Annotated in this window: 30 protein-coding genes and 2 pseudogenes; 22 read left to right on the plus strand and 10 right to left on the minus strand. The window is 59.8% G+C overall.

Going from position 1 to position 26,946, the window contains the following annotated elements:
* Positions 1 to 221: 221 nt before the first annotated feature.
* A pseudogene (locus EOW68_RS09870) lies at positions 222 to 797 on the minus strand (DUF7998 family protein); the annotation flags it as partial.
* Between the two features lie 400 nt (positions 798 to 1,197).
* Here EOW68_RS09870 and EOW68_RS09875 point away from each other — a divergent pair.
* On the plus strand, positions 1,198 to 1,440 hold the full coding sequence (locus tag EOW68_RS09875) for a hypothetical protein (RefSeq protein ID WP_431358851.1): 243 nt from the start codon (positions 1,198 to 1,200) through the stop codon (positions 1,438 to 1,440).
* Between the two features lie 24 nt (positions 1,441 to 1,464).
* On the opposite strand, the gene EOW68_RS09880 is transcribed toward EOW68_RS09875, so the two are convergent.
* Positions 1,465 to 2,163: a DUF5828 family protein gene (locus EOW68_RS09880; protein ID WP_128224996.1), complete on the minus strand. Its 699-nt coding sequence runs from the start codon at positions 2,161 to 2,163 to the stop codon at positions 1,465 to 1,467.
* Positions 2,164 to 2,265: 102 nt separating this feature from the next.
* Here EOW68_RS09880 and EOW68_RS09885 point away from each other — a divergent pair, with 102 nt between their 5' ends.
* From EOW68_RS09885 to EOW68_RS09895, 3 genes are all read left to right on the plus strand, one after another.
* On the plus strand, positions 2,266 to 3,063 hold the full coding sequence (locus EOW68_RS09885) for an SDR family NAD(P)-dependent oxidoreductase (RefSeq protein WP_128224997.1): 798 nt from the start codon (positions 2,266 to 2,268) through the stop codon (positions 3,061 to 3,063).
* Between the two features lie 93 nt (positions 3,064 to 3,156).
* Entirely contained in the window at positions 3,157 to 4,134 is a 978-nt protein-coding gene (locus EOW68_RS09890; protein WP_128224998.1) for a hydroxyacid dehydrogenase, read from the plus strand.
* The gene (locus EOW68_RS09895) at positions 4,131 to 4,913 is read left to right on the plus strand and encodes an HpcH/HpaI aldolase family protein (protein ID WP_128224999.1); all 783 of its coding nucleotides are present in this window, start codon (positions 4,131 to 4,133) and stop codon (positions 4,911 to 4,913) included. Before EOW68_RS09890 ends, EOW68_RS09895 begins: the two co-directional genes overlap by 4 nt.
* A 4-nt stretch (positions 4,914 to 4,917) precedes the next feature.
* Here EOW68_RS09895 and EOW68_RS09900 read toward each other — a convergent pair whose 3' ends face one another.
* Together EOW68_RS09900 and EOW68_RS09905 are read right to left on the minus strand one after the other, a co-directional pair.
* A complete protein-coding gene (locus EOW68_RS09900; RefSeq protein WP_128225000.1) occupies positions 4,918 to 6,240 on the minus strand; it encodes an MFS transporter in 1,323 nt (440 codons plus the stop codon).
* Positions 6,241 to 6,324: 84 nt separating this feature from the next.
* Positions 6,325 to 6,540, minus strand: coding sequence for a DUF7557 family protein (locus EOW68_RS09905; RefSeq protein WP_128225001.1), 216 nt, complete (start codon positions 6,538 to 6,540; stop codon positions 6,325 to 6,327).
* A gap of 149 nt (positions 6,541 to 6,689) precedes the next feature.
* Here EOW68_RS09905 and EOW68_RS09910 point away from each other — a divergent pair, with 149 nt between their 5' ends.
* Complete coding sequence (locus EOW68_RS09910) at positions 6,690 to 7,061, plus strand: rhodanese-like domain-containing protein (protein ID WP_128225002.1); 372 nt, start codon at positions 6,690 to 6,692, stop codon at positions 7,059 to 7,061.
* 250 nt (positions 7,062 to 7,311) lie between these two features.
* Here EOW68_RS09910 and EOW68_RS09915 read toward each other — a convergent pair.
* A pseudogene (locus EOW68_RS09915) lies at positions 7,312 to 7,652 on the minus strand (hypothetical protein).
* Positions 7,649 to 7,972: a helix-turn-helix transcriptional regulator gene (locus EOW68_RS09920; RefSeq protein WP_128225003.1), complete on the minus strand. Its 324-nt coding sequence runs from the start codon at positions 7,970 to 7,972 to the stop codon at positions 7,649 to 7,651. Before EOW68_RS09920 ends, EOW68_RS09915 begins: the two are co-directional and overlap by 4 nt.
* A gap of 305 nt (positions 7,973 to 8,277) precedes the next feature.
* Between EOW68_RS09920 and EOW68_RS09925 the strand changes: the two genes are divergently transcribed.
* Together EOW68_RS09925 and EOW68_RS09930 are read left to right on the plus strand one after the other, a co-directional pair.
* A complete protein-coding gene (locus EOW68_RS09925) occupies positions 8,278 to 10,467 on the plus strand; it encodes a (Fe-S)-binding protein (protein WP_128225004.1) in 2,190 nt (729 codons plus the stop codon).
* Positions 10,468 to 10,541: 74 nt separating this feature from the next.
* Entirely contained in the window at positions 10,542 to 11,540 is a 999-nt protein-coding gene (locus EOW68_RS09930; protein ID WP_128225005.1) for a PhoU domain-containing protein, read from the plus strand.
* Between the two features lie 24 nt (positions 11,541 to 11,564).
* Here EOW68_RS09930 and EOW68_RS09935 read toward each other — a convergent pair whose 3' ends face one another.
* Positions 11,565 to 11,936 carry a 30S ribosomal protein S8e gene (locus tag EOW68_RS09935; RefSeq protein ID WP_128225006.1) on the minus strand — a complete coding sequence of 124 codons (372 nt, stop codon included), beginning with the start codon at positions 11,934 to 11,936 and terminating at the stop codon, positions 11,565 to 11,567.
* 122 nt (positions 11,937 to 12,058) lie between these two features.
* On the opposite strand from EOW68_RS09935, the gene EOW68_RS09940 reads away from it, so the two are divergent.
* Positions 12,059 to 12,259, plus strand: a complete 201-nt coding sequence (locus EOW68_RS09940; RefSeq protein ID WP_128225007.1) for a hypothetical protein — start codon at positions 12,059 to 12,061, stop codon at positions 12,257 to 12,259.
* On the plus strand, positions 12,252 to 12,497 hold the full coding sequence (locus EOW68_RS09945) for a hypothetical protein (RefSeq protein ID WP_128225008.1): 246 nt from the start codon (positions 12,252 to 12,254) through the stop codon (positions 12,495 to 12,497). Before EOW68_RS09940 ends, EOW68_RS09945 begins: the two co-directional genes overlap by 8 nt.
* Before the next feature lie 4 nt (positions 12,498 to 12,501).
* Here EOW68_RS09945 and EOW68_RS09950 read toward each other — a convergent pair whose 3' ends face one another.
* Complete coding sequence (locus tag EOW68_RS09950) at positions 12,502 to 12,750, minus strand: DUF7861 family protein (RefSeq protein ID WP_128225135.1); 249 nt, start codon at positions 12,748 to 12,750, stop codon at positions 12,502 to 12,504.
* A gap of 140 nt (positions 12,751 to 12,890) precedes the next feature.
* Here EOW68_RS09950 and EOW68_RS09955 point away from each other — a divergent pair, with 140 nt between their 5' ends.
* The gene (locus EOW68_RS09955) at positions 12,891 to 13,994 is read left to right on the plus strand and encodes an ABC transporter ATP-binding protein (RefSeq protein ID WP_128225009.1); all 1,104 of its coding nucleotides are present in this window, start codon (positions 12,891 to 12,893) and stop codon (positions 13,992 to 13,994) included.
* Positions 13,991 to 14,809 carry an ABC transporter permease gene (locus EOW68_RS09960; protein ID WP_128225010.1) on the plus strand — a complete coding sequence of 273 codons (819 nt, stop codon included), beginning with the start codon at positions 13,991 to 13,993 and terminating at the stop codon, positions 14,807 to 14,809. Before EOW68_RS09955 ends, EOW68_RS09960 begins: the two co-directional genes overlap by 4 nt.
* Before the next feature lie 162 nt (positions 14,810 to 14,971).
* Here the strand turns inward: EOW68_RS09960 and EOW68_RS09965 are convergent, their stop codons facing one another.
* Entirely contained in the window at positions 14,972 to 16,843 is a 1,872-nt protein-coding gene (locus tag EOW68_RS09965) for a DUF2070 family protein (RefSeq protein ID WP_128225011.1), read from the minus strand.
* Between the two features lie 215 nt (positions 16,844 to 17,058).
* On the opposite strand from EOW68_RS09965, the gene EOW68_RS09970 reads away from it, so the two are divergent.
* The 5 genes from EOW68_RS09970 to EOW68_RS09990 all read left to right on the plus strand — a co-directional run bounded on the left by EOW68_RS09970 (position 17,059) and on the right by EOW68_RS09990 (position 21,404).
* Positions 17,059 to 17,757, plus strand: coding sequence for a TMEM165/GDT1 family protein (locus EOW68_RS09970; protein WP_128225012.1), 699 nt, complete (start codon positions 17,059 to 17,061; stop codon positions 17,755 to 17,757).
* Between the two features lie 154 nt (positions 17,758 to 17,911).
* A complete protein-coding gene (locus EOW68_RS09975) occupies positions 17,912 to 18,394 on the plus strand; it encodes a pyridoxamine 5'-phosphate oxidase family protein (RefSeq protein ID WP_431358852.1) in 483 nt (160 codons plus the stop codon).
* Between the two features lie 102 nt (positions 18,395 to 18,496).
* Positions 18,497 to 18,802, plus strand: coding sequence for a heliorhodopsin HeR (gene heR, locus EOW68_RS09980; protein ID WP_128225013.1), 306 nt, complete (start codon positions 18,497 to 18,499; stop codon positions 18,800 to 18,802).
* A 70-nt stretch (positions 18,803 to 18,872) separates the two neighbouring features.
* The gene (locus EOW68_RS09985) at positions 18,873 to 19,706 is read left to right on the plus strand and encodes a proline dehydrogenase family protein (protein ID WP_128225014.1); all 834 of its coding nucleotides are present in this window, start codon (positions 18,873 to 18,875) and stop codon (positions 19,704 to 19,706) included.
* 174 nt (positions 19,707 to 19,880) lie between these two features.
* Entirely contained in the window at positions 19,881 to 21,404 is a 1,524-nt protein-coding gene (locus EOW68_RS09990; protein WP_128225015.1) for an aldehyde dehydrogenase family protein, read from the plus strand.
* A 36-nt stretch (positions 21,405 to 21,440) separates the two neighbouring features.
* Here EOW68_RS09990 and EOW68_RS09995 read toward each other — a convergent pair whose 3' ends face one another.
* Complete coding sequence (locus EOW68_RS09995) at positions 21,441 to 22,538, minus strand: mechanosensitive ion channel family protein (protein ID WP_128225016.1); 1,098 nt, start codon at positions 22,536 to 22,538, stop codon at positions 21,441 to 21,443.
* A 324-nt stretch (positions 22,539 to 22,862) separates the two neighbouring features.
* Here EOW68_RS09995 and EOW68_RS10000 point away from each other — a divergent pair, with 324 nt between their 5' ends.
* From EOW68_RS10000 to EOW68_RS10025, 6 genes are all read left to right on the plus strand, one after another.
* Positions 22,863 to 23,117: a hypothetical protein gene (locus EOW68_RS10000; RefSeq protein WP_128225017.1), complete on the plus strand. Its 255-nt coding sequence runs from the start codon at positions 22,863 to 22,865 to the stop codon at positions 23,115 to 23,117.
* A gap of 9 nt (positions 23,118 to 23,126) precedes the next feature.
* Positions 23,127 to 23,606 carry a PIN domain-containing protein gene (locus tag EOW68_RS10005; RefSeq protein WP_128225018.1) on the plus strand — a complete coding sequence of 160 codons (480 nt, stop codon included), beginning with the start codon at positions 23,127 to 23,129 and terminating at the stop codon, positions 23,604 to 23,606.
* A 154-nt stretch (positions 23,607 to 23,760) separates the two neighbouring features.
* Positions 23,761 to 24,465, plus strand: coding sequence for a CPBP family intramembrane glutamic endopeptidase (locus EOW68_RS10010; protein WP_128225019.1), 705 nt, complete (start codon positions 23,761 to 23,763; stop codon positions 24,463 to 24,465).
* Positions 24,466 to 24,534: 69 nt separating this feature from the next.
* Positions 24,535 to 24,759 (plus strand): DUF433 domain-containing protein, encoded by a 225-nt coding sequence (locus EOW68_RS10015; protein ID WP_128225020.1) that lies wholly within the window; start codon positions 24,535 to 24,537, stop codon positions 24,757 to 24,759.
* Positions 24,756 to 25,079, plus strand: a complete 324-nt coding sequence (locus EOW68_RS10020) for a DUF5615 family PIN-like protein (protein ID WP_128225021.1) — start codon at positions 24,756 to 24,758, stop codon at positions 25,077 to 25,079. Before EOW68_RS10015 ends, EOW68_RS10020 begins: the two co-directional genes overlap by 4 nt.
* A 247-nt stretch (positions 25,080 to 25,326) precedes the next feature.
* Positions 25,327 to 26,940: a long-chain-fatty-acid--CoA ligase gene (locus EOW68_RS10025; RefSeq protein WP_128225022.1), complete on the plus strand. Its 1,614-nt coding sequence runs from the start codon at positions 25,327 to 25,329 to the stop codon at positions 26,938 to 26,940.
* Positions 26,941 to 26,946 lie beyond the last annotated feature (6 nt).

The following is a 26,946-nucleotide window of genomic DNA, read 5'->3' on the forward strand; positions in this document are numbered from 1 at the left end:
GGGCAGACAATTCTGTTTGTCGCTGTCAGCTAGATCTTCTGTGGTGACGGCTCGCTTCCGGTGTAATATTCACTGGTGATTGGGGCGGGGTGTTCCCGGCGGAACACCCCTTTCTACGGTGCCCTCATGCTCTAAGTCTTGCATGCCATCTTTGTCAATATTTAACACTATCTGCCCGTTGCTGAAGGAACAAACTCACGAGTCGAGGCTCGAAACACCAGTTAGAACGGTGCGTCGGGTGAATCTCCACCGGCCGAGCGTGCCTGCCGTCCCTCACCCATCGAGGCGACCGAGCCAGTCTCCTGGTAGGCCGCTTCGAGTTCTGTGAGTTCCTCGTTGATCTCCTCGCTTCGCTGGTGCATCCCGTCGACACGGACGAGATCGTACTCGTGGCGCTCATCCAGTCCGTTCCAGGCGCGAAAGGAGCCTTTGGTGAGCGTATCACTCTGCGGGCAGAAGGCCCTCGTCGGTGTAAACTCCGCACGCAGGACGGATGCTCGCTCTGCGTTTGCCGTCCCGTCTTCGACTGCGTACCGGAAGCCGGCCTCTGGGTGGCGCGTATCACGGTTCAGCTTCGCCAGGTTGTAGCCGAAGGTCATGTCGTAGACACCACGCTCCTCGAACACCTCCCTGGTCGTCTGGTGGAAGTCGGGGTGGTCCGGGCCGGTGAGTACCGCGTGGCCGTCGAGAAACTGGCCGGGCGTCGGATTGTTCCCGGGGACGAACTCGTCGGGGTCGTCGAAGAGGTCCCCACTGTCGTCCTCGTCACTGCCGTCTCGTGATCGAAGCCACGGGCGGAGAGCACCTCGTACAGGGGATCTGGCTCGAACCGGTTTGTGGCCGAGTTCCCGAAAAAATAACTTCTGGCCTGAACTCGTGGCTTTCCGAGAATCTGTCTTTCGACGTGAGCACGACCAGCAAGAACGCCCGACCCCTTTTATACTGATTCTTGCGAGTCTGTCCCGCCGGGTTCCGATAGAACCGGTCTATCAGGGCCGAAACAGCCTCGTTTTCGCTGCCGTCCTGAAAATCACCGCACTACTCACTATCAGTCCCGCCCGATGTGATTTTCCAGCGCCTCGGGGGCTTTCTTGCTGTTCTGACCGCCCGTCACTGAACCATCGAAACACACTCCCAGACCCAATGACGGAGATGTTCGGCGATATGTTCCAGTAGCACAGACCCCGACTGTGTGGTATGTCGGTAGATGCCCAACAGTTCATCGAGGAGATAGACGCACCGGTCGACGAACCGATCGAACAGCTCGATGTCAGGAATCTCGGCCCACCCAGGCCGCTATCGGAGACACTCGAACGCCTCGCCGAGATGGACGAAGGTGTGCTCGTTCAGCTCAACGACCGCGCGTCACAGCATCTCTACCCGAACTGGACGACCACGGCTACAGCTACGAAACCCGGGAAACGGACGAGGCGACGATAACGCTGATCTGGGAGAACTAACCGACTACGTCGTTTTCTCGTTGGGGTCGTCACCGTTTTCGGGTGGATCGACACCCTCGACGGCCTCGACTACATCCGTCTCCTTTTCGGCGTTGACGTGCCAGCGGTCGACCTCCGACTCGTAGTCGGCGAGTTTGTTCGAGACCCGGATCTTCAGATCGTCGTCGTTGACGTTGACCTCGAAGACGTACTCGGGGCTGTCGCCCCGGCTGACGCGCTGGATGTTCGCACTGATGAGATCGTTGTCGAAGTAGTAGGGCGACATCCGTGTCATCACGTTCCGGTAGACCGTATCTTCCACTTTCCGGACCGCCTTTCGGCCGGCGGAGTCGGCCGCGCGGGCGACGTAATCGATGCTCTCCCCCCACTTGTCGACAGCCTCGTTTGGCTCGTCGAGATTGTCGTAGGATTCCGCGAGTTTCTCACCCGCGGTCTGGAGATCCTCGTCCGGATTTTTCCCTTCTTTTTCGCCTTTCCCTTTCTCGACGCTCGCCTGCTCTGCTGTCTTCTCGTTTACATCCTCGCCGAGACGTTCGTGTGATTTCGGCCGCCACTCGTCGAACTCGGCAAGTGCGTCTTCGTCGAGTTCATTTTCCCCAGCCAGTTCCTCCAGTGCTCGCGTGATGCGCTCTCCGTGTTCGACCGTTTGGATCCACGTTCCACGGTGCTTGAACCCGGAGACGCTCTCTTCGATATCTTCCATAGATTTGGACGGTTCGGCTCTGGGCACTGGTATGAAAGCTTCGTAGATAAACTTTGTCGCCCGCCCGCCAAGAACTAAGACTGCGGTCGCCGACGTGGCTGTATGCACGTGCTGCTCACTGGCGGCGCTGGCACGATTGGCAGCCAGATCGCACGCCAGTTGGCCCCCGACCACGAGGTGACCGTGCTGGACCGCGATAGCGACGGACTCTCTGCTCTCCCGGCCGGTGTCGAGACTCACCAGATCGATCTCACCGACGAGCGGGCAGTCCGACAGCTCCTCGATGGTGTCGCGGTCGACGCACTCGTCTCCGCCGTCGGCTGGTACGAACTCGCTGCGATCGAGGACTGCCCGCCGGACTCACTGCGTGCACATCTGGAGGCGAATCTCCTCGCTGTCCATACCCCGATTCACGCGGTACTTCCGACGCTCCGGGAACGACAGGGACGGGTCGTCGTGGTCGGTTCGATGGCCGGCAGCGTTCCACTCCCGTACCACGGCGCCTATAACACTGCGAAAGCAGGTCTCGCTGGCTACCTCGACTCGTTGCGGCGGGAGGTCGATCCCTGTGGCGTCTCGGTCTCGCTGGTCGAACCGGGCCCGGTCCGGACTGGCTTCAACGAGCGCGCGGCCGCGGCACTCGAGCGAATCGACGACAGCGCGTACGCCGATCAGTACCGCGAGTTCGACTCCTACACACCGGAAGCGACAGACACCGAGGCCGTGGTCGACACAGTGCTCGACGCTCTCGATGCAGACAGTCCCCGAGCGCGGTACCGGGTCAGCGCTCGGGCGCGCTGGCTGCCCCGACTCGCGGCGGTGCTCCCGACCCCGATTTTCGACCGTCTGATCCGGTCCGGGCTGCCGGGTGGCCTCCTCCATCGCCTGATCGACCGGTGACGATTGCTCCGGATCAGACACAGTCCCGGGGGTGGCTTGCAGCCAGCCTCCCAGTTGCGTACATTTTTGGTCACCTCACGTGAACAATAGACTATGACAGACCAGTGGGAGGTTCTCCTTCCGATACAGATCGATCCGTCCGGGCCCGAATCGATAGCTGATTTTGCACAGTGTACCAGCATGGGCGAGTACAGTAGTTACAGCGCGGCACTCGACGATATCGGGAGCTACGAGGCGGTTGTCGTCAGAACGGCCGAACTCGATGCAGCGCTGCTCGAACGCGCAGACCGACTCCAGGTAATCGCCAAACACGGGACTGGACTCGATAACGTCGATATCGAGGCAGCATCCGCGCGGGATATCGTCGTCTGTAACACGCCCGGCGCAAACGCACAGTCGGTCGCAGAACACGCCATTGCACTCCTCTTCGGTGTACACCGGAAACTCCACATGACGGACCGCCACGTCCGCGCCGGGAACTGGGAGCGGTCGACGCTGACGGGCCACGAGATCCAGGGCGATACCCTCGGACTGCTCGGCTTTGGCGATATCGCACAGATCGTCGCCTCCCTCGGTGACGGTATCGAGATGGATGTCCTCGCGTACGACCCCTTCCAGTCCGACGATGCCTTCCCGGATTTCGTCGAGCCGATCGAGACTGTCCCGGAGCTGTTCGACCGGTCGGACGCCGTGAGTATCCACGTCCCGCTGAACGACGAGACGCGCCACATGGTTTCGACTGCTGAACTGGAGGCACTCGGCGAGGAGGGTGTCCTGATCAACACCTCGCGGGGTGCGATCGTCGAGGAGGCTGCACTCATCGAGACGCTCGAAGAAGACCAACTGGCCGGGGCAGGTCTCGATACCTTCGCGGAGGAGCCGCCGGGTGAGGATCACCCGCTGTACGCCCGTGACGAACTCCTCCTGTCGCCACACGTCGGCGGGACGACTGATCAGGCACTCGAACGGATGAGCCGGAACGCGGCCGACAACATCCGAACTGTCTACGAGGGCGGGATACCAGAATCGGCTGTCAATGCCGACGATATCGAAAGGGGGCGGTCACGATGAGAACCGAGAACGGGCTCAAGCGCGCGATCGAAAACGGCGAGACTGTCTTCGGGGCGGCCGCGGCGACGTTCTCGCCGACGGTCATCGAGACGCTCGGCTACCGGGGGTTCGATTACGTCTGGCTGGATTTCGAACACTCCGGACCGAGCCCGTACGATGCCACTGTGTTCGAGGAGCTGACACGCGCCGCCGAGGTCGCCGATATCGAACTGCTCGTCCGTCTCCCCAAACCGGAGCCACCACTCGTCCGGAAGGTCCTCGATGCAGGCGTCAGGACGATCCTGCTCCCCCGGATCGAGACCGCAGAGCAACTCCAGCAGGGGGTCGAAGCGGCCTACTTCGGCTACGACGGCGAGGTCGGCGACAGGGGGGTCGGCGTCGGCCGCGCCGGCGAGTGGGCCGGCTACGTCGACAGCTACGTGCAAAACGAAGACGACGAGATTCTCGTCGGGACGATGATCGAAAACCAGCGGGCGGTCGAGAACCTCGACGAGATTCTGTCGGTCCCCAACCTCGGCTTCGCTTTCGTCGGCCCGGCCGACATGGAGATGTCGCTATCGGGCGGCGATCCGTCGAAAAAGAGTCCCGACGAACTCTCGGCTGCGATCGACAAAACGCTGCAGGCCTGTCTCGACGCCGATATGCCGATCGGTCGGATCCGAAACAGCGTTTCCGAGGCCCAGGACGCGATTGATTCGGGGTATCAGATCCTCCGGATCGGCGGGGATATCTCCGCGATGAAGGCGACGCTCGGGAGTCGACTCGACGAACTTCGGTAGGCGCTCACGCCCGACTCCGGAGGAGAACCGCGACTGGGACGAGCAACAGCGCGCCGCCGACGAACGGCGACCAGTAGACGACGACGTAGGCGGCGGCACCGAGTGGCGGCCCGACGGTCCGTCCGAGACTGCCAGCCCCCTGTGTCACTCCAAACGCCGACCCCTGGCTCTGCTCGGAGGCCGACTCCGAGACGAGCGACGCGAGCCCGACAGAGAGTGAGCCGTTTCCGAACGAGGCCAGCGCACCGAATCCGAGGAGAACGAGAAAGCCGCCGCTGAACCAGGGCGGTGCACTCGCTGTCAGTGCGGTGGTTCCGGCCAGTGGCGCGATTGCGAGCATGAGTAGCGAACAAAACAGCGAGGCGACGCCTGCTCTGACGACAGATCGCACCCCGAACCGGCTCGAGAGTCGCCCGATCAAAAACCCCTGATTGAAGATTCCGAGTGTGCCGATGTATGCGAGAAAGAGGGCCGCCTCCGTCGCGTCGTACCCGAAGAAATCAGCGACGAAGGGGACGAACATCACCGTGACTGCCGAAAACGAGACGGAGGTCAGGAAGAATGCGACGACGAGCGGCCGGAGGTTCACGTCAGCAAGTGCACTCTGGAACTGGTCGACGAATGTCGTCCGTCTCCCTTTGACCCGCTTTCGCTCCGGTTCTTCGAGTACGACCGCCGCCCCAGCAAGTGCGAGAAACGAGAGCGTCGCGGCCCCGAAACTCGGCAGTGAGAACGGAGTGATGGGGACGAAGTCGGGAAAGAGGCTGCTCGCTGTCGAGACAACAGTCTCGCTCGCCAGCAATCCACCGACTGCGGGACCGAAGACGAACCCCAGCCCGAAGGCAGCGCCGATCAGCCCCAGCGCACCGACACGGCGCTCAGGTGGCGTCACGTCGGCGATGTAGGCCTGTGCCGCGGCGATGTTTCCGCCGGCTGCACCCGCGATCAATCTGGCTCCGAAGAGGACGACGAGACCGACTGTCGTGCCGGCGACTGTGGCGATCTCTGCGGCGATGCCGAAGACGATCCAGGCGACCCCAGAGACGCCGACGGAGAGCATGATTATCGGGCGGCGACCGCGCTGGTCGGAGATCCGGCCGAGGACAGGTGCGGCGGTAAACTGGGCCAGCGAGTACGAGGCGGCCAGCAGCCCGATGAAGATGTCGCTGACACCGAAGGAACGAACGTAGAAGGGCAAAATTGGGATGATAATTCCGAAGCCGAGGAGGTCGATGAAGACCACCGCGACGACGACCGCCACCCGCCGGCGAGCACCAGTCGGGGGTGTTGTTGCCTCGTCGCTCGGTGCGGCCTGACCCGTTGTCACAGCATCATGTATTTGATCTATGTATATACTCCTGCCGTGATAGATCCCGGAATCTGGTATCGTGATCGCTGGTATCGAGACAGATCATGACTTGGTTCGGTCGTTCCAGTCGTTCCGGGAGTTCTCGCGAGTGATAGCCATCTCCCCTACGATAGTATCCTCAGCGAATCCTCCGAGTTCGTCGACGTCACGTTCCTGCCGTGCGAGACGGTTCAGAAAGTCGTCCCAGCTCTCCCCGTCCTGTTTACGGACACGCAACCTAGATTTTGTTTCGTCGGAGACGCGAATTGTGGTGCTCATACGTTGTATATGATGCTGTGTAACCGTTTCGTCCGGTGTGGATTCTGTAGTTCGTGTCTCCAGTGGATGCTCTCCCCCAATCTGCTCGTACCTACTCGTGTAACTCTTGACCGTCAGGCGTATATTTCAAAAGACCGCATAGAACACTAATGGACGGCGAAATCTCCGGCCCGGACCTCGAAGACGAACTCGAAGACGAAGACGAGCCGTTGATCGTGGATATCCGGAACCCACAGCAGTTCGAGCGCGAACGGATCGAAGGCAGCATCAACATCCCACTCGGTCAGCTTCCCCAGCAGGTTGACCGCGTCAGCGACGCCGACCACGTCGTCACGGTCTGTCCACACGGCCAGGCGAGCGTACGTGCTGCACGCCTGATCACCTCCTTCGAAGGATTCGACGGCACGGTCGAGAGCCTCGAATGTGGCCTCACGGGCTGGGAGGGGCCGACAGAAACTGCTGATAGGCGGCAAACAACGGAGAGTACAGACGAGACACAGTCTCCTGACGCGCCGTTTTAGAATGGTGGCTCGGTAAAATAGCTCTCATCACAAGGGGCTGAGCGGGGGTAACGCCTCGTCATCGCCACCATCTGTCTCTCGATACCCGACGGACAAAAGTCTCTCGTCCGTCGGATTCGTTCCCAGTGCACGCAACGGGAGCCGAGATCATAGCTACCACCTGAACAAGGTGTCATAGAATAGTTCAGACACCCACTTTTTGGCCTCCTGAATCGCTCAGTACAGGAGGGGTAGTGATCGGAATTGTTCGTCAATCAAGTGCCCCGATGTAGTCGGCTGCCTCCTCCGCAATTGTGTCAACAGTATCTTCCAGTAGTTGTCCTTCTATTCCATCGATATCGGCGTGTTTGATCGTGACGAGAATCCACGGGTTGACGTAACTTTTTTTCGGAGTGATCTGCTTACGAAATCGGTGTCAGTGAGTGGTACTGCGACCGAGCGCCGGGTCGTCGTCACTGCCGTGTAGACTGCTTCCTCATCACGGAATGGCGGCGAGTCTGTGCTCAGGCAAACGTATGGTCTGTGTTCGTGAGGGCCAAGGAGATCTGGTCCCTTCACAACGGCTCCACGGGAGTAATGCCGTTCCGTCATTCGTCGTCGTGACCGTAATAGTCGTCAGTTGTCGACGCTGAACTCGCGCCCTGTTGGGCAGCATACGAGGCGAGGCGATCATCTTCGGCAATCGCCCAGTACCGACCTCGATGGCGGACAAGGCCCCGCTGTTCTAACCGTGACAAAACGACTCCAACGCTTCCCCGAGGGATCTCTGTCTCCTCGTGAATCTCGGTTTGTGTGAATGCTTGGTCATCATGGTCTGCGAGAAACACGAGGACAACGTGAGGTTGTGATCCCGCCTCGATATCGAGAGCGTCATCCGGTTGGTCGTCGAATTGATCGATGTTAATCGGCATGAGTAATAGAACGTTATATCCAGTTATAAATTGTAGGGTCACGTTTGACGGTCGATAGATCCAAACGATGGTTCCAAGCGATCAGTTCGTCCGTCAACGTACCAGCGCATTCAGCCAGTTCTCCGATGAAAACAACCACCTTGTGAATCGTTCTATAACACCCTGACCACCTGAAACGAAAGCCCTGGTATCACATCTACTCTGTTTACTTAATACTTCTTTTAGTTTACGCTGTATCTCGAAAGGTGGGTTTCTCGTTATCAGTGACGGAAGGATTTAAGCATACTTGCACAATCCGTTAGACTATGCAGGCTCTGCTACAGTCAGACACACCCACACGGGAAGTGTACGAGCCACTGAGCCATCCGCTGGAGGTCTCGGCTTTTTACTTTCTGGCCGTTATCGCGGTACTTCTGTTTGTTTTCGGGCTCTACCGGCGGCTGCAGAGTTACACCGACGGCCCCGACGACGAGTTTCCACGTCTCGACGACTTCGGAGTGAGGGTTCGCCGAGCCACCCGGATCGCCTTCTCGAACGAGAAGCAGTTCGACCGGGACATCTACGCCGGCGTGATGCACTCGTTTATCGTCTGGGGGTTTCTGACGCTATTTATTGCGACGTCGATCCTCGCCGTCGATCTCTATATCTACGAGCGCTTCGTCGGGAGTTCCTTCTGGCAGGGTGACTTCTACGTCGCCTACCAGTTTGCCGTCGACGCACTGGGACTGCTGTTCGTCGTCGGCATCGGGATGGCAATCTACCGGCGCTACTGGGTCCGCAACGACCGGCTGTTCAGCCGACACACCTCGCTCGAAGACCACCTGTTCGTCTGGACGCTGTTTTTCCTCGGCGTCGGTGGCTTCCTCCTCGAAGGCATTCGGATTCTCGTCAACGGCTACCCACCGTTCGAGGTCGTGAGCTTCGTCGGCTGGGCGACGGCGCTTGGCTTCGAGGCCGTCTTCGCTGCCGTCGGAGTCTCCAACGCTGGCGGTGTCGCGGGCTCGGTCCACTGGGGGATCTGGTGGTCACACTCGCTGCTCTCGCTTGCCTTCATCGCCTGGATTCCCTACGCGAAACCGTTCCACATGCTCTCCTCCTTTGCCAACGTCGTCGCCCGTGACGAACAGGCTGGCAAACGCCTCCCGAACGTCCCCGCCGATCTGGACGCGACCAACGCCGAGTCGATGGACGATTTCACCTGGAAGGACCGCCTCGATCAGGACGCCTGTACGAAATGCGGGCGCTGCTCGGCGGTCTGTCCAGCCAAGGCCTCCGGCCGGCCGCTCGATCCGAAAAACGTCATTCTGGATCTCAAAACGTATCGCGAGGAGATGGGGGCCAACGGCGACGAACCGGTCGATATCGTCGCCGACGGTGGAACGTCCGTCATCGACGCCGCAAAGATGGAGTCGTGTATGTCCTGCATGGCCTGCATGGATGCCTGCCCGGTCGAAATCGAACACCTCAAGAGCTTCACGAAGATGAACCGCCAGCTCGTCGACCAGGGTGACGTCGACAGCAACGTCCAGGACGTCTTCCAGGACGTGATGCAACAGGGCAACACCTTCGGCGAACCCCAGCGCAACCGTGCCGACTGGGCCGACGAACTCGACTTCGACATTACAGACGCCCGCGAGGAGGAAGTCGAGTATCTCTGGTACGTCGGTGATTACCCGAGCTACGACGACCGGAACAAGACGGTCGCTCGCTCGCTGGCGAAGCTGTTCGATGCGGCCGACGTGAGCTTCGGCATCCTCTTCGACGACGAGAAGTACGATGGTAACGACATTCGCCGGATCGGCGAGGAGTTCCTCTATCTCGAACTCGCTGGCCACCACGTCGAAACCTTCGAGGACTGCGAGTTCGAGAAGATCGTCTGCACAGATCCACACTCCTACAACACGTTCGAAAACGAGTACCCGGAACTCGACTTCGAGGAGTTCGCCGACGATCCGATGATGCCCTTCGACTACGACGAGGAGTGGAACGCCGACGGGGAGATCGACGTGCTGCACTGGACCCAGGCCGTCGAAGAACTCGTCGTCGACGAACGGCTCGGACTCGACGGGACAGAACTGGAGTATACCGTCACCTATCACGATCCGTGCCACCTCGGCCGGTACAACGACGAGTACGAGGCTCCCCGGCGACTCATCCGCGCGAGTGGCTGCGATCTCCAGGAGATGCCCCGAAACCGCGCGGATTCCTTTTGCTGTGGTGGCGGTGGTGGCGGACTCTGGATGGATTTCGACGAGGATCCCAAACCCAGCGAGCAACGGATCGCGGAAGCACTCGAAGAGACCCCGGCAGGCAGCGACGTCGAGAAGTTCGTCGTCGCCTGTCCGATGTGTATGACGATGTACGAGGACGGCCGGAAGACTGGCGGCTTCGAGGACGACATCGAGATCGTCGACGTCGCAGAGCTACTGGTCGAAGCAGTCGAACACGACGAACCTGCAGAGACTGCCGACGCTGGACCGGCGTCCAGCGACTGACGACTAATATGTAAATATAAGAAAACTATATAGTTCCCGTTGGATTAATATATCTCGGGGTTGGATAGCATAGTATGGAAACGCGCAAGGTGCAGGTCACGGGCGGATCGACGTATACGGTTTCGTTGCCGAAAGACTGGGCAACAGCGAACGACGTCAGTTCGGGGACCGAGGTCGAGTTCTACTCCGAAGACGATCTGCTGTTGCTGACGCCGACGTCCGACGACGAACACACACGCGGGACACTCGATGTCTCCGACATCACCGACGAGGAGGAGCTCACGCGGGCCGTCATGACGATGTACGTCAGCGGCTTCGACGTGATCTCGCTGGAGACCGACCAGATGACCGCAAAACAACGGCGGACGATCCGGGATGCGACACAGGGGCTGGTCGGGCTGGAGGTAATCGAGGAGATGCCAACCAAGATGGTGTTACAGGATCTGCTCGACTCCTCCGAGCTCTCGATCGAGAACGCGATCACGCGGATGCGGCTGGTCTCGCTCACCATGCTCGAAGACGCAGTCGAGGCGCTGGTGACGGACGACGACCAGCTCGCACACGACGTGATGGAGCGTGACGACGATGTCGACCGGCTGTGGTACATGACTTCTCGGGTGTTCCGGACGGTGCTCCGGAATCCGACGGCGGCAAACGAGATCGGCTTTTCCCGGGAGACCTGTTTCGATTACCAGTCGAGCGCACGCCAACTGGAGCGGATTGCCGACCACGCGACGAAAATCGCGACGCTGTCACTGGAGATCGGTGCGATCCCCGACGACGCTGCGGACTCGATCCGTGAGTTACACGCGGAAGCCGCGACGGTGCCAGAAACAGCGATGGACGCGCTGCTGGCAGCGGACTCGGAGGAGGCAGTCGAACTGGCCAACCAGGCGCGTGAACACATCGGAGTGGTCGACGAACTCGTCCGCAACGTCGACAAAGAGATCTACGAGTTCGAGCCCCAGGTTGCACAGATGCTCGGGCTGGTCATCGACTCCCTGTCCCGGACTGCTGACTACGGGACGAACATCGCGGAGAGCGCGCTGCAGAAATCGGCACCGCGCCCGTAACCGTATTCGATTACAACAGCCGTCTTATTCGACCAGCACGGCGTTGACCTGGCCGTCCTGTCCCGGCCGGGAGGTCACGCGTGCCTCGCCTTCACTCGTCTCGATGACTGCACCGCGAGTGATGATGTTTCGGCGGGCGTAGTTCGGGTCTGCCGGGTTCTCGACGACGTCGAGGATCTCGGCCGCGACTGTTCCGTCGTCGGTGGCGACTGTGGCGGCGTCGGTCTTGATCGCCCGGACCTTCGTCTCGGTCCCGCGTCCGTTGACCGTCTTGAGTTTGGTCTCGCCGACCTGCGTCTCGGTCGGTTCGGAGCCGAGTTCGTGTTTTCGTTTGTCGCGTTTCGGTCGGAGTCGACCGCCTGTCCGTTTTCGAAGCGAACGTCCCTGGTCTTTCATACGAATGCAGTGGCGTCTCCACCACTTGAAGGTCTCGAATCGTCGGCACCGTCAGCCCCGCTATCGTGCAGGATACTTCGGGGAAAAAATATATATCTGGTAATCGCTTCGGTCCCACCGAGATGGTCGAGTTATGGATGCTCCTGGCGTTGATTTTGCCGAGTCCGTTGTTGTTCGCAGCCGGCTTCGTCGCTGGGAAAGGGCACGTCCGCTACCTCGCGAAACACGGTGGTGAGTGCGGATACCCGGCACTCATTCAGGAAACAGCCAGAAAGTACAGACAACAGATTGGGGACACCACCGAGGTGGAACGGCATGATTGAAATTATCGGCCTCCTGGGGGTGGCACTGTTTCAGGTCACGATCACGGTCTTTGGATACTACTCCGCAATCGGACACATCAACCGAATGCTGGATATCGAGGAACCGGAGTCACCACAGATACTCCAGAATATGCGAAAGAGCCTCTTTTCTGACGAGGCGCTGACTGTCGCCGATATCGATTCTATCGACGACTGGGACGCGTTCGAGACAGCGCGCGACGACGAGATAGAGGAGTGATCTGTTATTTCCCGCCGTGTTTTCGATACCAGACCTGCTCTCCGACAGGTGATTCTCCCTCCTCGATGTCCAGCCGGCTCACAAAGAGATCGCGGATCGCGACCGTGACGACCAGCTCCACCGACCCACCGTGCTCGTCCGTCACAGTCACCACACAGTGGCCGTCGCGTTCCTCTACCGACTCGATGGTGCCGACTGACCACCGCTCGATATGGTGTGCCGGTTCACGGGCGTGGATTCGGTCGTGACTCATTGTCGAATCGAGGATCTGGATGGACAAACTCCCGTCGACTGGACGGGCAACCCGCCTGTCGAGAGCAGCGATTCCCGCGTTCTCGGACAGTACAGCCCCGTGGGTGGTGCTTATTTCCATCGAGACCCTACCCGAGTGTAATGAACGATACTACGTCGACTGGCCAGGACCCAACCGAACAGTCGACGGACGACGCTTCTTTTCGGCTCTCCGAGAACGGCGACACGACAGCTGTTTCGGCTTCGACAACTGCCGAGGTCACAAGCGAACCAGCACTCGTTGTCGACGGTGTCTCCAAGCGCTTTGGCAGCGGGGAGGATGCAGTCGTCGCAGTCGACGACGTGAGCTTCACGATCGAACAGGGCTCTGTCGTCGGCCTGCTCGGCCCGAACGGGGCCGGCAAGACGACACTGATCAAATCGATCCTCGGGATGGTCCTCCCCGACGAGGGAACCGTACAGGTGTTCGGCACCGACGTGCGCGACGGCCGCCGCGGTGCCTACGCCGACGTCGACGCGATGCTCGAAGGTGCTCGAAACGACTACTGGCGACTCACCGTCCGGGAAAATCTGCGCTATTTCGCGACGATCAGCGGGATCGATCCCGACTCGGTGACGGCGCGTCACGATCGACTGCTCGACCGACTCGAACTCACGGAGTACGCCGATACCGCCGTGCGCAATCTCTCCCGTGGGATGAAACAGAAAGTCTCGCTGGCGAGTGTCCTCGCCGGGGGTGCGAAACTCGTCTTCCTCGACGAGCCGACGCTGGGGCTGGATGTCGAAAGCTCCCGGACCCTCCGCGAGGAACTGAAACGACTGGCCCGCGAGGAGGGGCTTACGATCTTCGTCAGTAGCCACAACATGCGCGTCATCGAGGACGTCTGTGACCGCGTCATCGTGATGTCCGATGGCCGGGTCGTCGCCGACGATACCGTCGAAGCACTGCTTCGCAGTGCCGACCGCAACGCCGTCCAGATCACCAGCGCCGATATCGACGACGGCGTCGTGCGCGCGCTCGAACGGGAGTTCAAACTGCTCGCCGTCGAAGCGGTCGACGGCCGCCGCCGTATCGAAGTTAGGGCCAGCGGTGACGATCTGTACCTGCTCGTGGACCGCCTCCGCGAGGCTGGCGTCACGATCGATGGGATGCGAACCATCGAGCCCGACTTGGAAGACGTGTTCGTCGGGCTCACAGGGAAGCAGTCCGGACTCGGTGGCGCCGGCGAGGGGTGGTCACAGTGAGCAATCAGACGGACGCCAGCGAGCAACTCGACGACCCCCGTCCGGCGACGTACTACCATCTCGCGCGGGCGGTGCTGTACCGTGAATTCCTGATCTTCGTCCGGTATCCAGCCAACGCCATCGGCGGCATCGTCGTCTCGCTTTTTTTCTTCGGCGTGCTGTTTTACGGCGGCCGGATGGTCGCCGGGCAGGCGCTGACCGATTCGATCGAGGGGATCATCGTCGGCTACTTCCTGTGGACGCTGTCTGTCGGTGCCTACTCCTCCGTCTCGAACGATATCGGCAGCGAAGTGCAGTGGGGAACGCTCGAACGACACATCACGACACCCTTCGGGTTCGCACCGGTCGCCCTGCTGAAAGGCGTCGCCAAGATCGTCCGGACCTTTCTTACCTCGGCGATCGTCCTGGCTGCGATGATTCTCATCACCGGCACGACCCTCCAGCTCGAACTGCTCACGATCGTCACGATCGCGGGGCTGTCGATTACTTCCGTGCTCGGACTGGGCTTTGCGGCCGGCGGGATCACGGTACTCTACAAACGCATCGGCAACTGGCTCAATCTCCTCCAGTTCGGGTTCATCGTCCTCATCTCGGCGCCGGTGTTCGACGCCCCCTGGACCAGACTGCTGCCACTGGCACACGGCAGCGCACTGCTCCAGCGTGCGATGGTCGACGGGACACGGCTGTGGGAGTTCGACCCGCTCGACCTGGGACTACTCGTTGCAGTCGCTATCGGCTATCTCGTCGGTGGCTATCTGGTCTTCCAGACCGCCACACGGCGGGCGCGCCGACTCGGCGTTCTCGGTGACTACTGAGTTTCATAGTGTTTGTTGCGAGTCTTTACCAGAGGGAGACACACAGTCTCCCAGGCAGACGGCCACCGGCCGTCGACGCCGTGGTGGAACAAGACACCGGTTACACGGCCTAAAACACCGATATTTGTACCGTGGTCACGAAAATTACCGCAACAAACACTATCAGGCAGGGACGTTCTCCGCGATGAGAAAGAGGAGTGCAGAGACGGAGAACACGGCGAACAGAAAGACTGCGGCCAGCCCCGTCGCCATCGGGACCATCGCGTTCGCGGTGCTCGCGAGTGTCTCCGTCCGGTCGTTTCCGAACACCGTCACTTCGGCACGCTCGGTCGCCATCCCTGCCTCGACCGGTTCGAGATCTGCGATCGCTTCGGCGACCAGCGACTGCACCAGTCCGATCAACTCGCCGTCGGGGATTCCGTCACCGATCTGGTTTTCGGCCTCGACGGTGTTGACGATGTGTGTATCGCTGGTCATCACCTCTGCTCTGTCCACCGAGTCGAGTGTGTCGAGAATGTCCTCGCGAAGTCCCGGCTCCATATTGTTGCCGTCGAAGAGGATGTACGCAGTTCGGTCGTCGTCGACCTCGAACACCGCGACACGGATTCCGAGCGGGCCGATACCGTCTTCCGATTCCCAGACTGTTTCGTCCCAGGCTGTCCCGACGTGGAGTTGCTTCTGGTCCTGATCGACGAGCAACTCGCCGGCCGTCTCGGCTGCACCGATCATATCGAACGATCGCTTGCTTCCCGGGACGATGTGGCCGATATCGCCGCCACCGAGGCCGTCGTTGCAGTTGTGTGCGTCGACAACTATTACATCGTCGAGACCGCTCGACTGGGCTTTCGAAGCGGCTGTGAGTCCGACCGAGAACTCGACATCGTCGGCACAGCCCGGCGAGAAGGTGTTGACGAGGACGGCGCCGTCGCCGATCGCGTGGCCGGTGAGCGTCGCCTCGCCCTCGGTAACCCGGAGGCCGTTCGTGGCGGTGTCGGTGTATTCGATGCTGTCGACGGCATCCTCGACGGTCTCGCAGATCGTCCCGACCTCCCGCTCGGTGACCAGATTGAAATCGTGGCCAGCGGTCGCATGCGGTGCGAAACTGAGTCCGTCGGCAGTCTCCGCCAGCCGGACTGGAAGGTTGCCACCACCGATATCACCCATCGGACCGGGGTGGATCATCGGGAGGACGAAGCGGGCTTTCTCCTCGCCGTTCGACCGGCGGATGGAGAGCACTGTGACGGGGACGACCGCTTCCTCGCCGATATCGACGAAGAACTCTTCGAGTCCTCGTGAGTATCCCGCCAGGTGGCCGAGAAAGCCCTGGATGAAATCGAGCACCGAGACGCCGAGACTCGACTGCCAGGGCCAGTCGATGATCCGGACGAAGCCGATGACTGCGGCCGCGTGGATGGCACAGATAACGCCGAGCAGAACGAAATCGAACGGGTAGATACTGTCCTGGAGTTGCAGTGCCGTGTGATCTGGCCGGGCGAAAAACACCTCCAGAAACGGGCCGCCGACCTGGAGGTAGGTCAGCGTCCCGCTGTAAATAAAGAGCAGTATCGCCGCCGCGACGGTCTGGATGCTCGCGGGGATCATCGACCGCAGTTTGCGCTGGGAGATCGCCAGGATCACGAACAGTCGTAGGGCGAAGATGGCCGCTAACCCGACGATGAGCGTATCGAGGACGAACTCCTGGGTGTATCCGAGCAGGAATGACAGCAGTCCAGCCGTCAGCAAGACGACGATCAACACCAGCTCACTGACGAGTGCGAGCAGCGACGCGGTGTGGCTCGTCATCCGCCCCCCGAGCGCGTTGTCGAGTGGTGCAGTCAGGATACTCGCAACGAGTGTCGGGAGACCGATGAAGAATACCCCCCGCCAGGCGTCGTCGAGCGGGTACGCCGAGTCGAAGGCGACGATCCCTGTGATGCCGGCGAACACGAGCGCGAGCGAGAGACTGGCATACCACCGTGGGGCCCGGAAAATGTACCGCGACAGCCCCGCAAGATTGCTCTGTGTTGCCGTCATTTGTCATATGACTATTCTGAGCGGGATTAAAACTACCTACCGTTTTCTCCCGCTGAAACCCAGACAGTGCAGCCCGGATCTCGATCTGAGCCGACACCTGAACAGAATTATTTGGCCGGTATGAGAAACCGTGTTTTCGAGAGCAAAGGATTTAGGTATTAGACGTGTCTAAATATTGGTAGTGAGTCGTTCGATTTCACGAATGGTGAGCACCGATGACTGAGCTACTCACCGTCATTATCGTCGCTGCTGGTGCCCAGCTCGCGGTGCTTCCGGGCGAGAAAGTCCAGCTCATCATCGCGAGTCTCTCGACCCGGTACCATCCGCTGTTGGTCGTCTCTGCGGCGGGGGCGGCATTCGCGGGCTGGACGGCCGTCGAGATTCTGTTCGGCAACGCGATCCAGACTGCGATCCCCGGCCTATATCTCGACTTGCTTACAGCCGTGCTGTTCGCCCTGTTTGCCGTGTTGCTGTGGCGGTCGATCCCCGAGCAGGGAGCGCAACCGGCTGCGACAGATGGCGGGACACTCGGTGCGCCCGACAATCTCGACGTCTCGCTGTTCGGGCGGGACGTCCCGAACGCGCTCGGTGGGTTCGTCCCGATATTCGCGATGATGGCCGCCGGGGAGTTCGGTGACAAAACCCAACTCATCACGATCACGCTGGCCGCCCGCTTCGGTGCCCATCCGGGAATCTGGATCGGCGAGATGCTCGTCATCATTCCCGTGAGCCTCGCGAACGCCTACTTCTTCCACACGTTCTCGCACAAATTCGACGTCCGAAAGGCCCACATCGCCGGTGCCCTGATCTTCGCCTTTTTCGCTGCGGATACGCTGCTCGCAGTCACTACCGGCTTTTCGATCTGGGAGACCGCTGTCGGAGCAGTCTCGGAGACGATCACATCGCTGTTCTGATTGTTTCGGCTGTCTCGTTTCTCACCCCGTCGTTCCCACTTCGTGAAAATGTCCGATTGGCTCAAGTGTTACACTGCCAACAACCCGGTATGCGATTGCAACCTGCAAACGGCATCGGTGGCGTCGACCGTACTGATCTGTCTGGGGGCAGACGATGACGGCCGAACCCGACGACTCACCGGCGGATTTCAGCGCACTTCAGGGACGGGCGATGGATACGGATGGGATCGAGCAACTCCTCAGAGAGCGGGGGATCGGTGTCCTCTCGCTTGCGGCCGACGGGACACCGTACGGTATCCCGATGTCGTTCGGCTACGACAGCGAGGACGGCGACCACAGGCTGTATACCCTCTTTGCAGGACACTCCGAGGACGGCCGAAAGGTGCGCTACGCCGAACAGTCCGAGGTGGCGAGTTTTCTCACGTTCGACGTGGACTCTGATGGCGGGTGGCGCAGTGTCATCGTCAACGGTGCCTTCGAGCGGATCACGCCCGACGACTGGGAGACTGCCCGCGAGGCGATGGCTGACAACGCCTACCGACCACAGCTGCTCACGAACACGAACGTCCAGGAGGATCCACGGGTCTGGATGCTCGACATCGAGGAGATGGCTGGCCGTGCGATCGGACAGGCATAGCAGAGCCGGCGTCTGCCGGTGAGGGTTCTATCTCGTCGGTTTCCGCTATTCCCGCAGCGACTGGGTGGTGGCTGGAACCGATCTCGTCCGCCTCGTCACCGAGTGACAGAACGAGAATCGGACATATCAATACCACAGTCGACAGACCAGTGGAAAATTATCGGGATCGGGCTGGCTGGGAGCTACACGTTCGGTGAGAGTTCGCCCCCGGATTTCGTCATCGGGATCTTCGTCAGTATTGCAGTACTTTTCAAGCTGTTCGCGATCGACATGGCGTTACAGTACAAAGAGGTCTGGCGGTGGGAGCGGTACCTCTTCGGGGAGTGGGTCTACATCGTGTTGAGCCTCGTCGCGAGGTCTGCACTGGCCTGGCAGGTGTTCGCTGGGGCACTCAACACGCCAGTATGACGGCCGATGGGGCTGCCTCGACAGTGCCGGGAGAGGTACGTATACCAACCTGGAGACCGAACGTGACGGTATGATCCCGCCAATCGCGAGTAACTTCGTCGCCGGCGAGACTGTCGATTCGGCGCTCGGACACGTCGAAGACCTCAACAGGAGGGGTATCGGCGGCATCCTCAATCTGCTCGGCGAGCACTACGACTCCTACGAAGACGCAGCGGCGGATACAGAGGAGTACATCGAACTGGTCGAGGAGATTTCGGCTCGGAATCTCAAGGCCTGCATCTCCGTGAAACCGAGCCAGCTCGGGATCGATATCAGCGAGGAGTTGTTCGAGCGTAACTTCGAACGGATCGTCGACGCAGCGGACTCGTTCGTCTGGCTGGATATGGAAGATCACACGACGACGGACGCGACGCTCGACGTCTACGAGAAATATGCTCGCGAGACTGACGGCAACGTGGGAGTCTGTGTCCAGGCGAACCTCGTCCGGACGGGTGACGATCTCCAGCGACTCGCGCACCTGCCCGGTAAGGTCCGACTCGTCAAGGGTGCCTACGACGAGCCTGCGGGTATCGCATTTACCGACCGGGAGAAAGTCACGCAGATCTACCGCGACGAACTCGAATACATGTTCCGGGAGTTCGACGGCGGGATCGCTGTCGGGAGCCACGATCCCGCGATTATCGACCACGCTGGCGAACTCTACGAGCAGTACGAGACGCCCTACGAGATCCAGATGCTGATGGGTGTTCGTGAGCAGGCCCAGTTCGAACTCGTCGACCAGTCCGCGGGCGAGGTCTACCAGTACATCCCCTACGGCTCGAAGTGGCTCTCCTACTTCTACCGCCGACTCCGCGAGCGAAAAGAGAACATCGGGTTCGCTGCTCGTGCGATCGTGAGTGGCTGAGGTGGTGTGTCGCTTGTTTTCTCAGCTGGGCTCTCTTGCTGTTTTGAACGCTGCTCGGGACTTTTCCAACCCCACGAATCAACAATAAGAACTGACCAATCGTACACCCACATCCCGTCTCCGCTGTGATGTTCGCCGGATGAATTTTCACACGTGGCTAACATAGTGTAACACATGTCGGAGCTGTACAATCAGTACATCGACGGGGAGTGGACCGATGGGGGAGCGTCGGAGACGTTCACCAGCCAGAACCCGGCAACTGGCGAGACGCTGGGGGAGTTCCACCGGGCAACAGAGGACGACGCGGCCAGGGCGGTCGACGCTGCAGACGAAGCCTTCGAGGAGTGGCGAGCACTCTCCCGGATCGACCGCGCGGAGTATCTCTGGGACGTCTACCACGAACTCCGGGACCGCCACCAGGAACTCGGAGAGATCGTCACCAAGGAGTGTGGCAAAGAGATCTCCGAAGGGAAAGCGGACGTCACCGAGGCCTGGCACATGGTCGAGTGGGCTGCCGGCGATGCCCGCCATCCACAGGGGGATATCGTCCCCAGCGAGGTCCCGACGAAGGATTCGTACATGCGCCGGAAACCCCGCGGCGTCGTCGCCTGCATCACGCCCTGGAACTTCCCGGTCGCGATCCCCTTCTGGCATATGGCCGTCACACTTGCCCAGGGGAACACCGTCGTCTGGAAACCCGCCGAACAGACGCCGCTATGTGGACAGACCGTCGCCGAAATGATGGTCGACGCAGGAATTCCCGACGGTGTGTTCAACCTCGTCCAGGGCTTCGGTGACGCTGGCGCTGCACTCGTCGAGGACGACGCCGTGGATACGGTCCTCTTCACTGGCTCCGCGGAGGTCGGCCAGAAGGTCCGCCAGCAGGTGGCCACCGAACCGGAGAAGAACGTCTCCTGTGAGATGGGTGGGAAAAACGCCGTCGTCGTCACCGAGAACGCAGATCTGGATATCGCCGTTCACGCCGCAGTGATGAGTTCGTTCAAAACGACGGGCCAGCGCTGTGTCTCCAGCGAGCGACTCGTCGTCCATACCGACGTCTACGACGAGTTCAAAGCGCGCTTCGTCGAGGTTGCCGAAGACGTCGCTGTCGGTGACCCGCTCGACGAGGACACGTTCATGGGGCCGCTCATCGAAGACCAGCACGTCGAGAAAGTAACGAAGTACAACGAACTCGCCCGTACCGAGGGAGTGAACGTACTGGTCGACCGAACAGAGTTGGACGAGTCGGAGATTCCCGACGGCCACGAAGAGGGTCACTGGGTTGGCCCCTTCGTCTACGAGGCTGATCCGGACGAACCACTCCGGTGTACGAGTGAGGAGGTGTTCGGTCCCCACGTCGCCTTGCTGGAGTACGACGGTGATATCGAGCGGGCTGTCGAGATTCACAACGACACCGACTACGGGCTCGCGGGGTCGATCATCTCCGAGGAGTATCGCCAGATCAACTACTACCGCGATCACGCCGAGATTGGGCTGGCTTACGGCAACCTCCCGTGTATCGGTGCGGAGGTACAGCTTCCCTTCGGCGGCGTCAAGAAATCGGGCGCTGGTGCCCCACACGCACGGGAAGTCATCGAGGCCGTCACCGAGCGGACTGCCTGGACGTTGAACAACGACGAGGATATCGAGATGGCGCAGGGACTGTCGGCCGATATCAAGACGAGAGACGAGCAATAATCGCTGATCGAGAGCCCGTTCGAGCCAGACGGTCGGCTATCGATCGCCGTACTGTTCATTTCGTCGCTCCGAGACTGTGGTTGCCGTGTCGAATTCGGCCCCCTGCTCTGTGTCGGCGAAGGACAGTTCGCGCTGTGGGAACGGGATCTTGACTTCGTCGTCGCGGAACCGTTCGTCGATGCGCTCGATCAGGGCGTGTCGTGCCCGGCCTCGCTGGGCTGGATGCTCGATATAGAACTGCAGTTGCGCGACGATTGCTGATTCCCCGAACTCCCGGAACTGGACCGCTGGGGCCGGGTCTTCGAGGACCATCGGCTCCTCGTCGGCGGCCCCCAGCAATCCATCTTTGACTGTCTCCAGCTCGGAGCCGTATGCAATCCCGACGTTGAGCCGGACCCGCCGTTTCCGCACGGGTGCCGATTCGTTGATGACTGGTTCCTCGTTCATCAGCCCGTTCGGGACGGTGATCGCGATGTTGTCCCGGGTCAGAATCGTCGTACTCCGGATACTCATGTCGATCACCGTTCCGCGGTCGCCCGATTCGAGTTCGACCATATCTCCGAGTTTGTACGTTTTATCGAGATACAGCGAGATGCCGCTGAAGAAGTTTCCGAGCGCATCCTGGGCGGCGATCCCGAGGACGAGTCCGATGATCCCGGCGGAGGCGAGCAACGGTGTCGCATCCAGGTTCCAGATACTAAGCAGTGAGAAGAAAGTCGCAACGATCACGGAGAAGGTGACGAGGTTTTTGAATACCGGTGTAATTTCCCGGCCAGATGGTGACTTGTTGTTGGCCTCGATGAGCCGGCCACCCAGCTGGACGATCGCGTACGCCCAGAGCACTGCGAGAATCGACATAGCTGCCGAGGAGATGAAGAAGCCGACCCGCACCTGCGGTAGTAGTCGTGCGCTCGCGTAGACACCTGCCAGAATTACGGTCAGATACAGCGGACTGCGTATCTCGTCTGTGAAGATTTCGTCGTAGTTCCTCCCCGTCAACCGTGCCGACCGACTGATGATACCCTGCGCCAGTAGTTCGATGATCTTCGCGGCGAGAACCGACACAGCGAGAATTATCAGAACCTGCCCCCAGATCGGAATAGACTGCAGCGATTCGACCGCAACGTTTGTCATGGTAAAATTCAGACTGGCTGATGGATATACTCTTCTGCTAGTGGGTACGCTGGCGCCCGTGGCGGAACGCTCTTTGAGCAACGACGTTTACTCCCGGATGGCCGATGACGAACAGTATGGGCCCGAGGGTGGGACCAGTCCGCCCGGTGACGAACCCTATGAGTGCCGAGGCCACCGATTTACTGGTACCAGAGAGTCCCCACCTGCTGCTGGCATTCCCGAGTGTTCTGAACTGTGGGCCTCCATTGTCCAGACCTGAAATTCGAACCGACGGCTATCGTAGGCACACCCGTGTTTATATTGATAAGCGACCAAGGTGGAGTTATGACGACTGACACCGTCTCGGAGCGGGTCAAGGAACTCGCTGAACATCACGAGATGGACGAATCAGCGGTTATTCAGCAGGCTGTCGAGACAGGCGTCGAGACACTTTATCGAGATATGATCGTTAGCAGATACCTCAACGACGAGATCACGCGGGAGGAAGCGATCGGACATCTCGGTGCCGAACTCGTCGAAGAGGTCGATACCGCTCGGGAGGCAGTTGAGGAAGACGTACGGTGGGGACTGCAGGCCTGAGTACATTCGATGAGTCGATTAGTCGTTGCCGACGCTGGCCCGTTGATACATCTCGAACAAGCAGATGCCCTGTCACTGCTCGAACTGACAGGAGAGATACTCGTTCCGAAGACTGTTCTCGACGAACTCGAAGATGGTCCCACCGACGTATCCGAACTCGAATTCTCTGTCGAACAAGTTACTGCCGATACTGACTCCGTGTCTCCACATCTCGATCCAGGAGAGACCGCTGCACTTGTCGTCTGTACCGACCGCGACGCAATCCTCTTGACTGACGATATGGACGCGAGAAACACAGCAAACGAAGAAGGTGTCGAAGTACACGGTTCGGTGGGTGTCGTACTGTACGGTTTCAGTCGGGGGGCGTTAGCCAAGGAGACTACAAAGTGCACACTTCGTGAACTGAAGCAGGATACGAGCCTCTATCTCTCGACACCGCTCATCGAGCACGCTATCGAGTTGGTCGAGTCCGACAGTGCGGGTTGGTAGGCCGACCTTGTGCGTGGATAGATCCCGAGTCGTGAGTGCCGAGGCCACCGATTTACTGGTACCGCAGTGTAGTGATTTTGCTGTCGTGCTCAATCAACAATGAATGAGAAATCGTTTAATTGATTCTTGAGAATATCGGGCTGGAGTCGCTATCATGAACAGCCTGCTTTTGATTTTCGCTGCGGTTGTGGTTTCAGCAATCCCGGTAGTCTGGTTCGAGTTTGCGAAGCGATTCAGAGCGTTTTCGGCGCGTCGCTGGAGTATCACGGCGGGTCTCCTGTTCGTTCTCCCTGGGGCGACAGGTTTCGTTCTCGTTGTGGTACCGTTTGCGCCTGTAATCGAATGGGGCCAACCAGGGACGCACGAAATTGTCCTCATCCTCGCCACTTCTCCGCTCCTCTGGGGTCTTGCAGTCCTCGTTGGAATTTTCTCCAAGTTGACTGGCGTAGCTATACAGGCAGCAGATATCGATCCGTGGGAAGAAACCGACACAGAGGATACGAGTGGATTGGCCGGTCCCTCTCCATGGCTGATGGTCCCACTCGGGTCGCTGGTCGGTGGAGCAGAGGAACTCCTGTTTCGAGGAATCGTGCTCGTCTGGTTGGTCGATACTCTCGGAGTCGCAGGGGGTCTCGTTCTGAACGGTGTCCTGTTCGGACTCTATCACTACCCTAACAGTGTAGAATCGATACGAGAAATTGACGGTAGTGCTATCAAGGAGATGTCCATTTCGGGGCTTGGTGGTATTGTGCTCGGTAGTCTCTATCTTTGGACGAGTAATCTGCTGGTGCCACTCGCTGGACACACGCTCCACAATGCAGGTCTGTTTTATTACCTGTACACTCGTACAGACTCTTGATTACCGTTCTCACTGAAACGACGATTACTGCGACCGCATGTTTATATCCGATAGCGACCAAATCGCTGTATGACCATCGTAGAGGATCCAGATCACAGTAACGGTGCTCCAACAGTGGAGGGCACTGGAATCCGGGTCAAGGACATTGCCGTCGCCTACGAATACAGCGGGTACGATCCCGACGAGATTACGCAGTTGTATCCGGATCTTTCGCTCGGGGACGTCCACCGCGCTCTTGCTTACTACTACGACCACGTCGACGAATTTCGATCGACAGAGCCCGCACAGGCATGAGTCCGCTGTACTGTGACGAGAGTATCTGGGTTCCAGTCGCAGATGGGCTCCGTCGCCGTGGCTGGACCGTACACACAGCTCGCGGCGAAGACCGACTCGGTGACCCCGATACAGAACATCTTGCCTATGCCTTGAATAATGACTGGATTCTGGTGACATTCGACGACGACTTTCTCTCGCTCGTCGAAAACTCGGATTTCGATCACGCTGGGATCATCTATGTTCAGCAAGCAGGTCGAGATATCGGAGATGTGGTGAAAGCTATCGACGAACATCTCGAATCCCGGGACGAGGACGATAGAAGTATTCACTACTGCTAGATACTCGGCCGGCCGAAATCGGCTGGTACTGGTAAACCGTCCGGGTTCGAGTGCCGAGGCCTTTGATTTCCCGCCACAAACTGACGGAATCGACGCTATTCAGAAGTCGATCATCCTGTTTCTCTGCTAATCCACCTTCGACAGGTGAGCGGACCTTTCCCCGCATTTCCCCGGTTCTCTTTCGTCAGGCTGGAAGCGATCCCTCGACAACCCCGGGGTTGATATATGCACTAAATAATGGTTACATATGCACAAACCACTGCTGGTCACAGACTTCCTGGATCGTGCCAGGGACTACTACGGTGACGACGAAGCCGTTGTCGCAACGACGGGGGAGCGGTTCACGTACGACCAACTGGGGGATCGCGCCGATGGCTTTTCGGCGTTTCTTGCCGACCGCGGGATCGAGAAAGGTGACCGCGTCGCCGTCCTCGATCCGAACACCCACTACCACCTCGAAGCAGCGTACGGGTCGATGCAACTCGGGGCGATCCACACGCCGCTGAACTACCGGCTCACGCCGGATGATTTCTCGTACATCCTCGAAGATGCGGGTGTCGACGCGATCTACGCCGACTACGAGTACGCGGCGAAAATCGAGCAGGTTCGCGACGAGGTTCCGACGGAGACGTTCGTCACGAACGATTCCGACGCTGTCGAGGGCGAGTGGGAGGACTTCGATACAGTGCTCGAATCTTCGACGCCCGACTTCGACCGGCCGGAGATGAACGAAGACGACGTCACTACGATCAACTACACGTCGGGGACGACCGGCGAGCCAAAGGGCGTCTGCCGGACACACCGGACCGAGACGCTGCACGCGTATCTGGTCTCGCTCCACCAGAACCTCGCGGACGACGACATCTACCTCTGGACGCTGCCGATGTTCCACGTGAACGGCTGGGGACACATCTATGCCGTCACCGGGATGGGTGCAAAACAGATCTGTACCCGCGGTGTCGACGCCGGGGACATCTTCGACGCCGTCCAGTCGGAGGACGTCTCGTATCTGTGCGGTGCGCCGACTGTGTTGAACATGCTGGTGGACTACTACAGGGAGCACGATCCCGAGACGACGGGCGAGAACGACGTGCGGATCGCGACGGCTGGCAGTGCGCCGCCGGAAGCGACGATCCGGACTGTCGAGGACGACTTCGGCTGGTATCTGAAACACGTCTACGGCGCGACCGAGACCGGGCCGCTGATCACGACCTCCGACGCACGGCGACAGTTCGACGACGACAGCCCCGACCGGTTCGCCGTCAAGAAACGACAGGGACTGGGCTATCTCGGGACCGAGATCCGCGTCGTCGACGATGACGGCAACGACGTTCCCCGTGACGACGAGACGGTCGGCGAGGTCGTCGTCAGAGGCAACCAGGTGATGGACCGGTACTGGAACAAACCCGAGGAGACCGAGGAGGCGTTCCACGACAGGGTGGACGGCTACTACCACACGGGCGACCTGGCGACGGTCGACGACAACGGGATGATCGCGATCCAGGACAGAAAGAAAGATATCATCATCTCGGGTGGTGAGAATATCTCGAGTATCGAACTCGAAGATACGCTGTTCGATCACGAGGCTGTCGGCGACGTCGCAGTGATCCCGGCACCGAGCGATCGCTGGGGTGAGACACCGAAAGCGTTCGTCGTCCCGTCCAATGGCGATCCGGACGATCCGCCGGTCTCCGGCGATGAGTTGACCGCGTTCACGCGTGAGAACCTCGCGGATTACAAGATCGTCAGAAAGATCGAGTACGTCGAAACACTCCCCACGACCGCGACCGGCAAGGTCCAGAAGTACGAACTCCGGGAGCAGGAGTGGAAAGACGAGGATCGGATGGTCGGCCAGGGGTGAGACGTC

Source organism: Halovenus amylolytica (genome assembly GCA_004015825.1).
Taxonomy (GTDB): Archaea; Halobacteriota; Halobacteria; order Halobacteriales; family Haloarculaceae; genus Halovenus; species Halovenus amylolytica.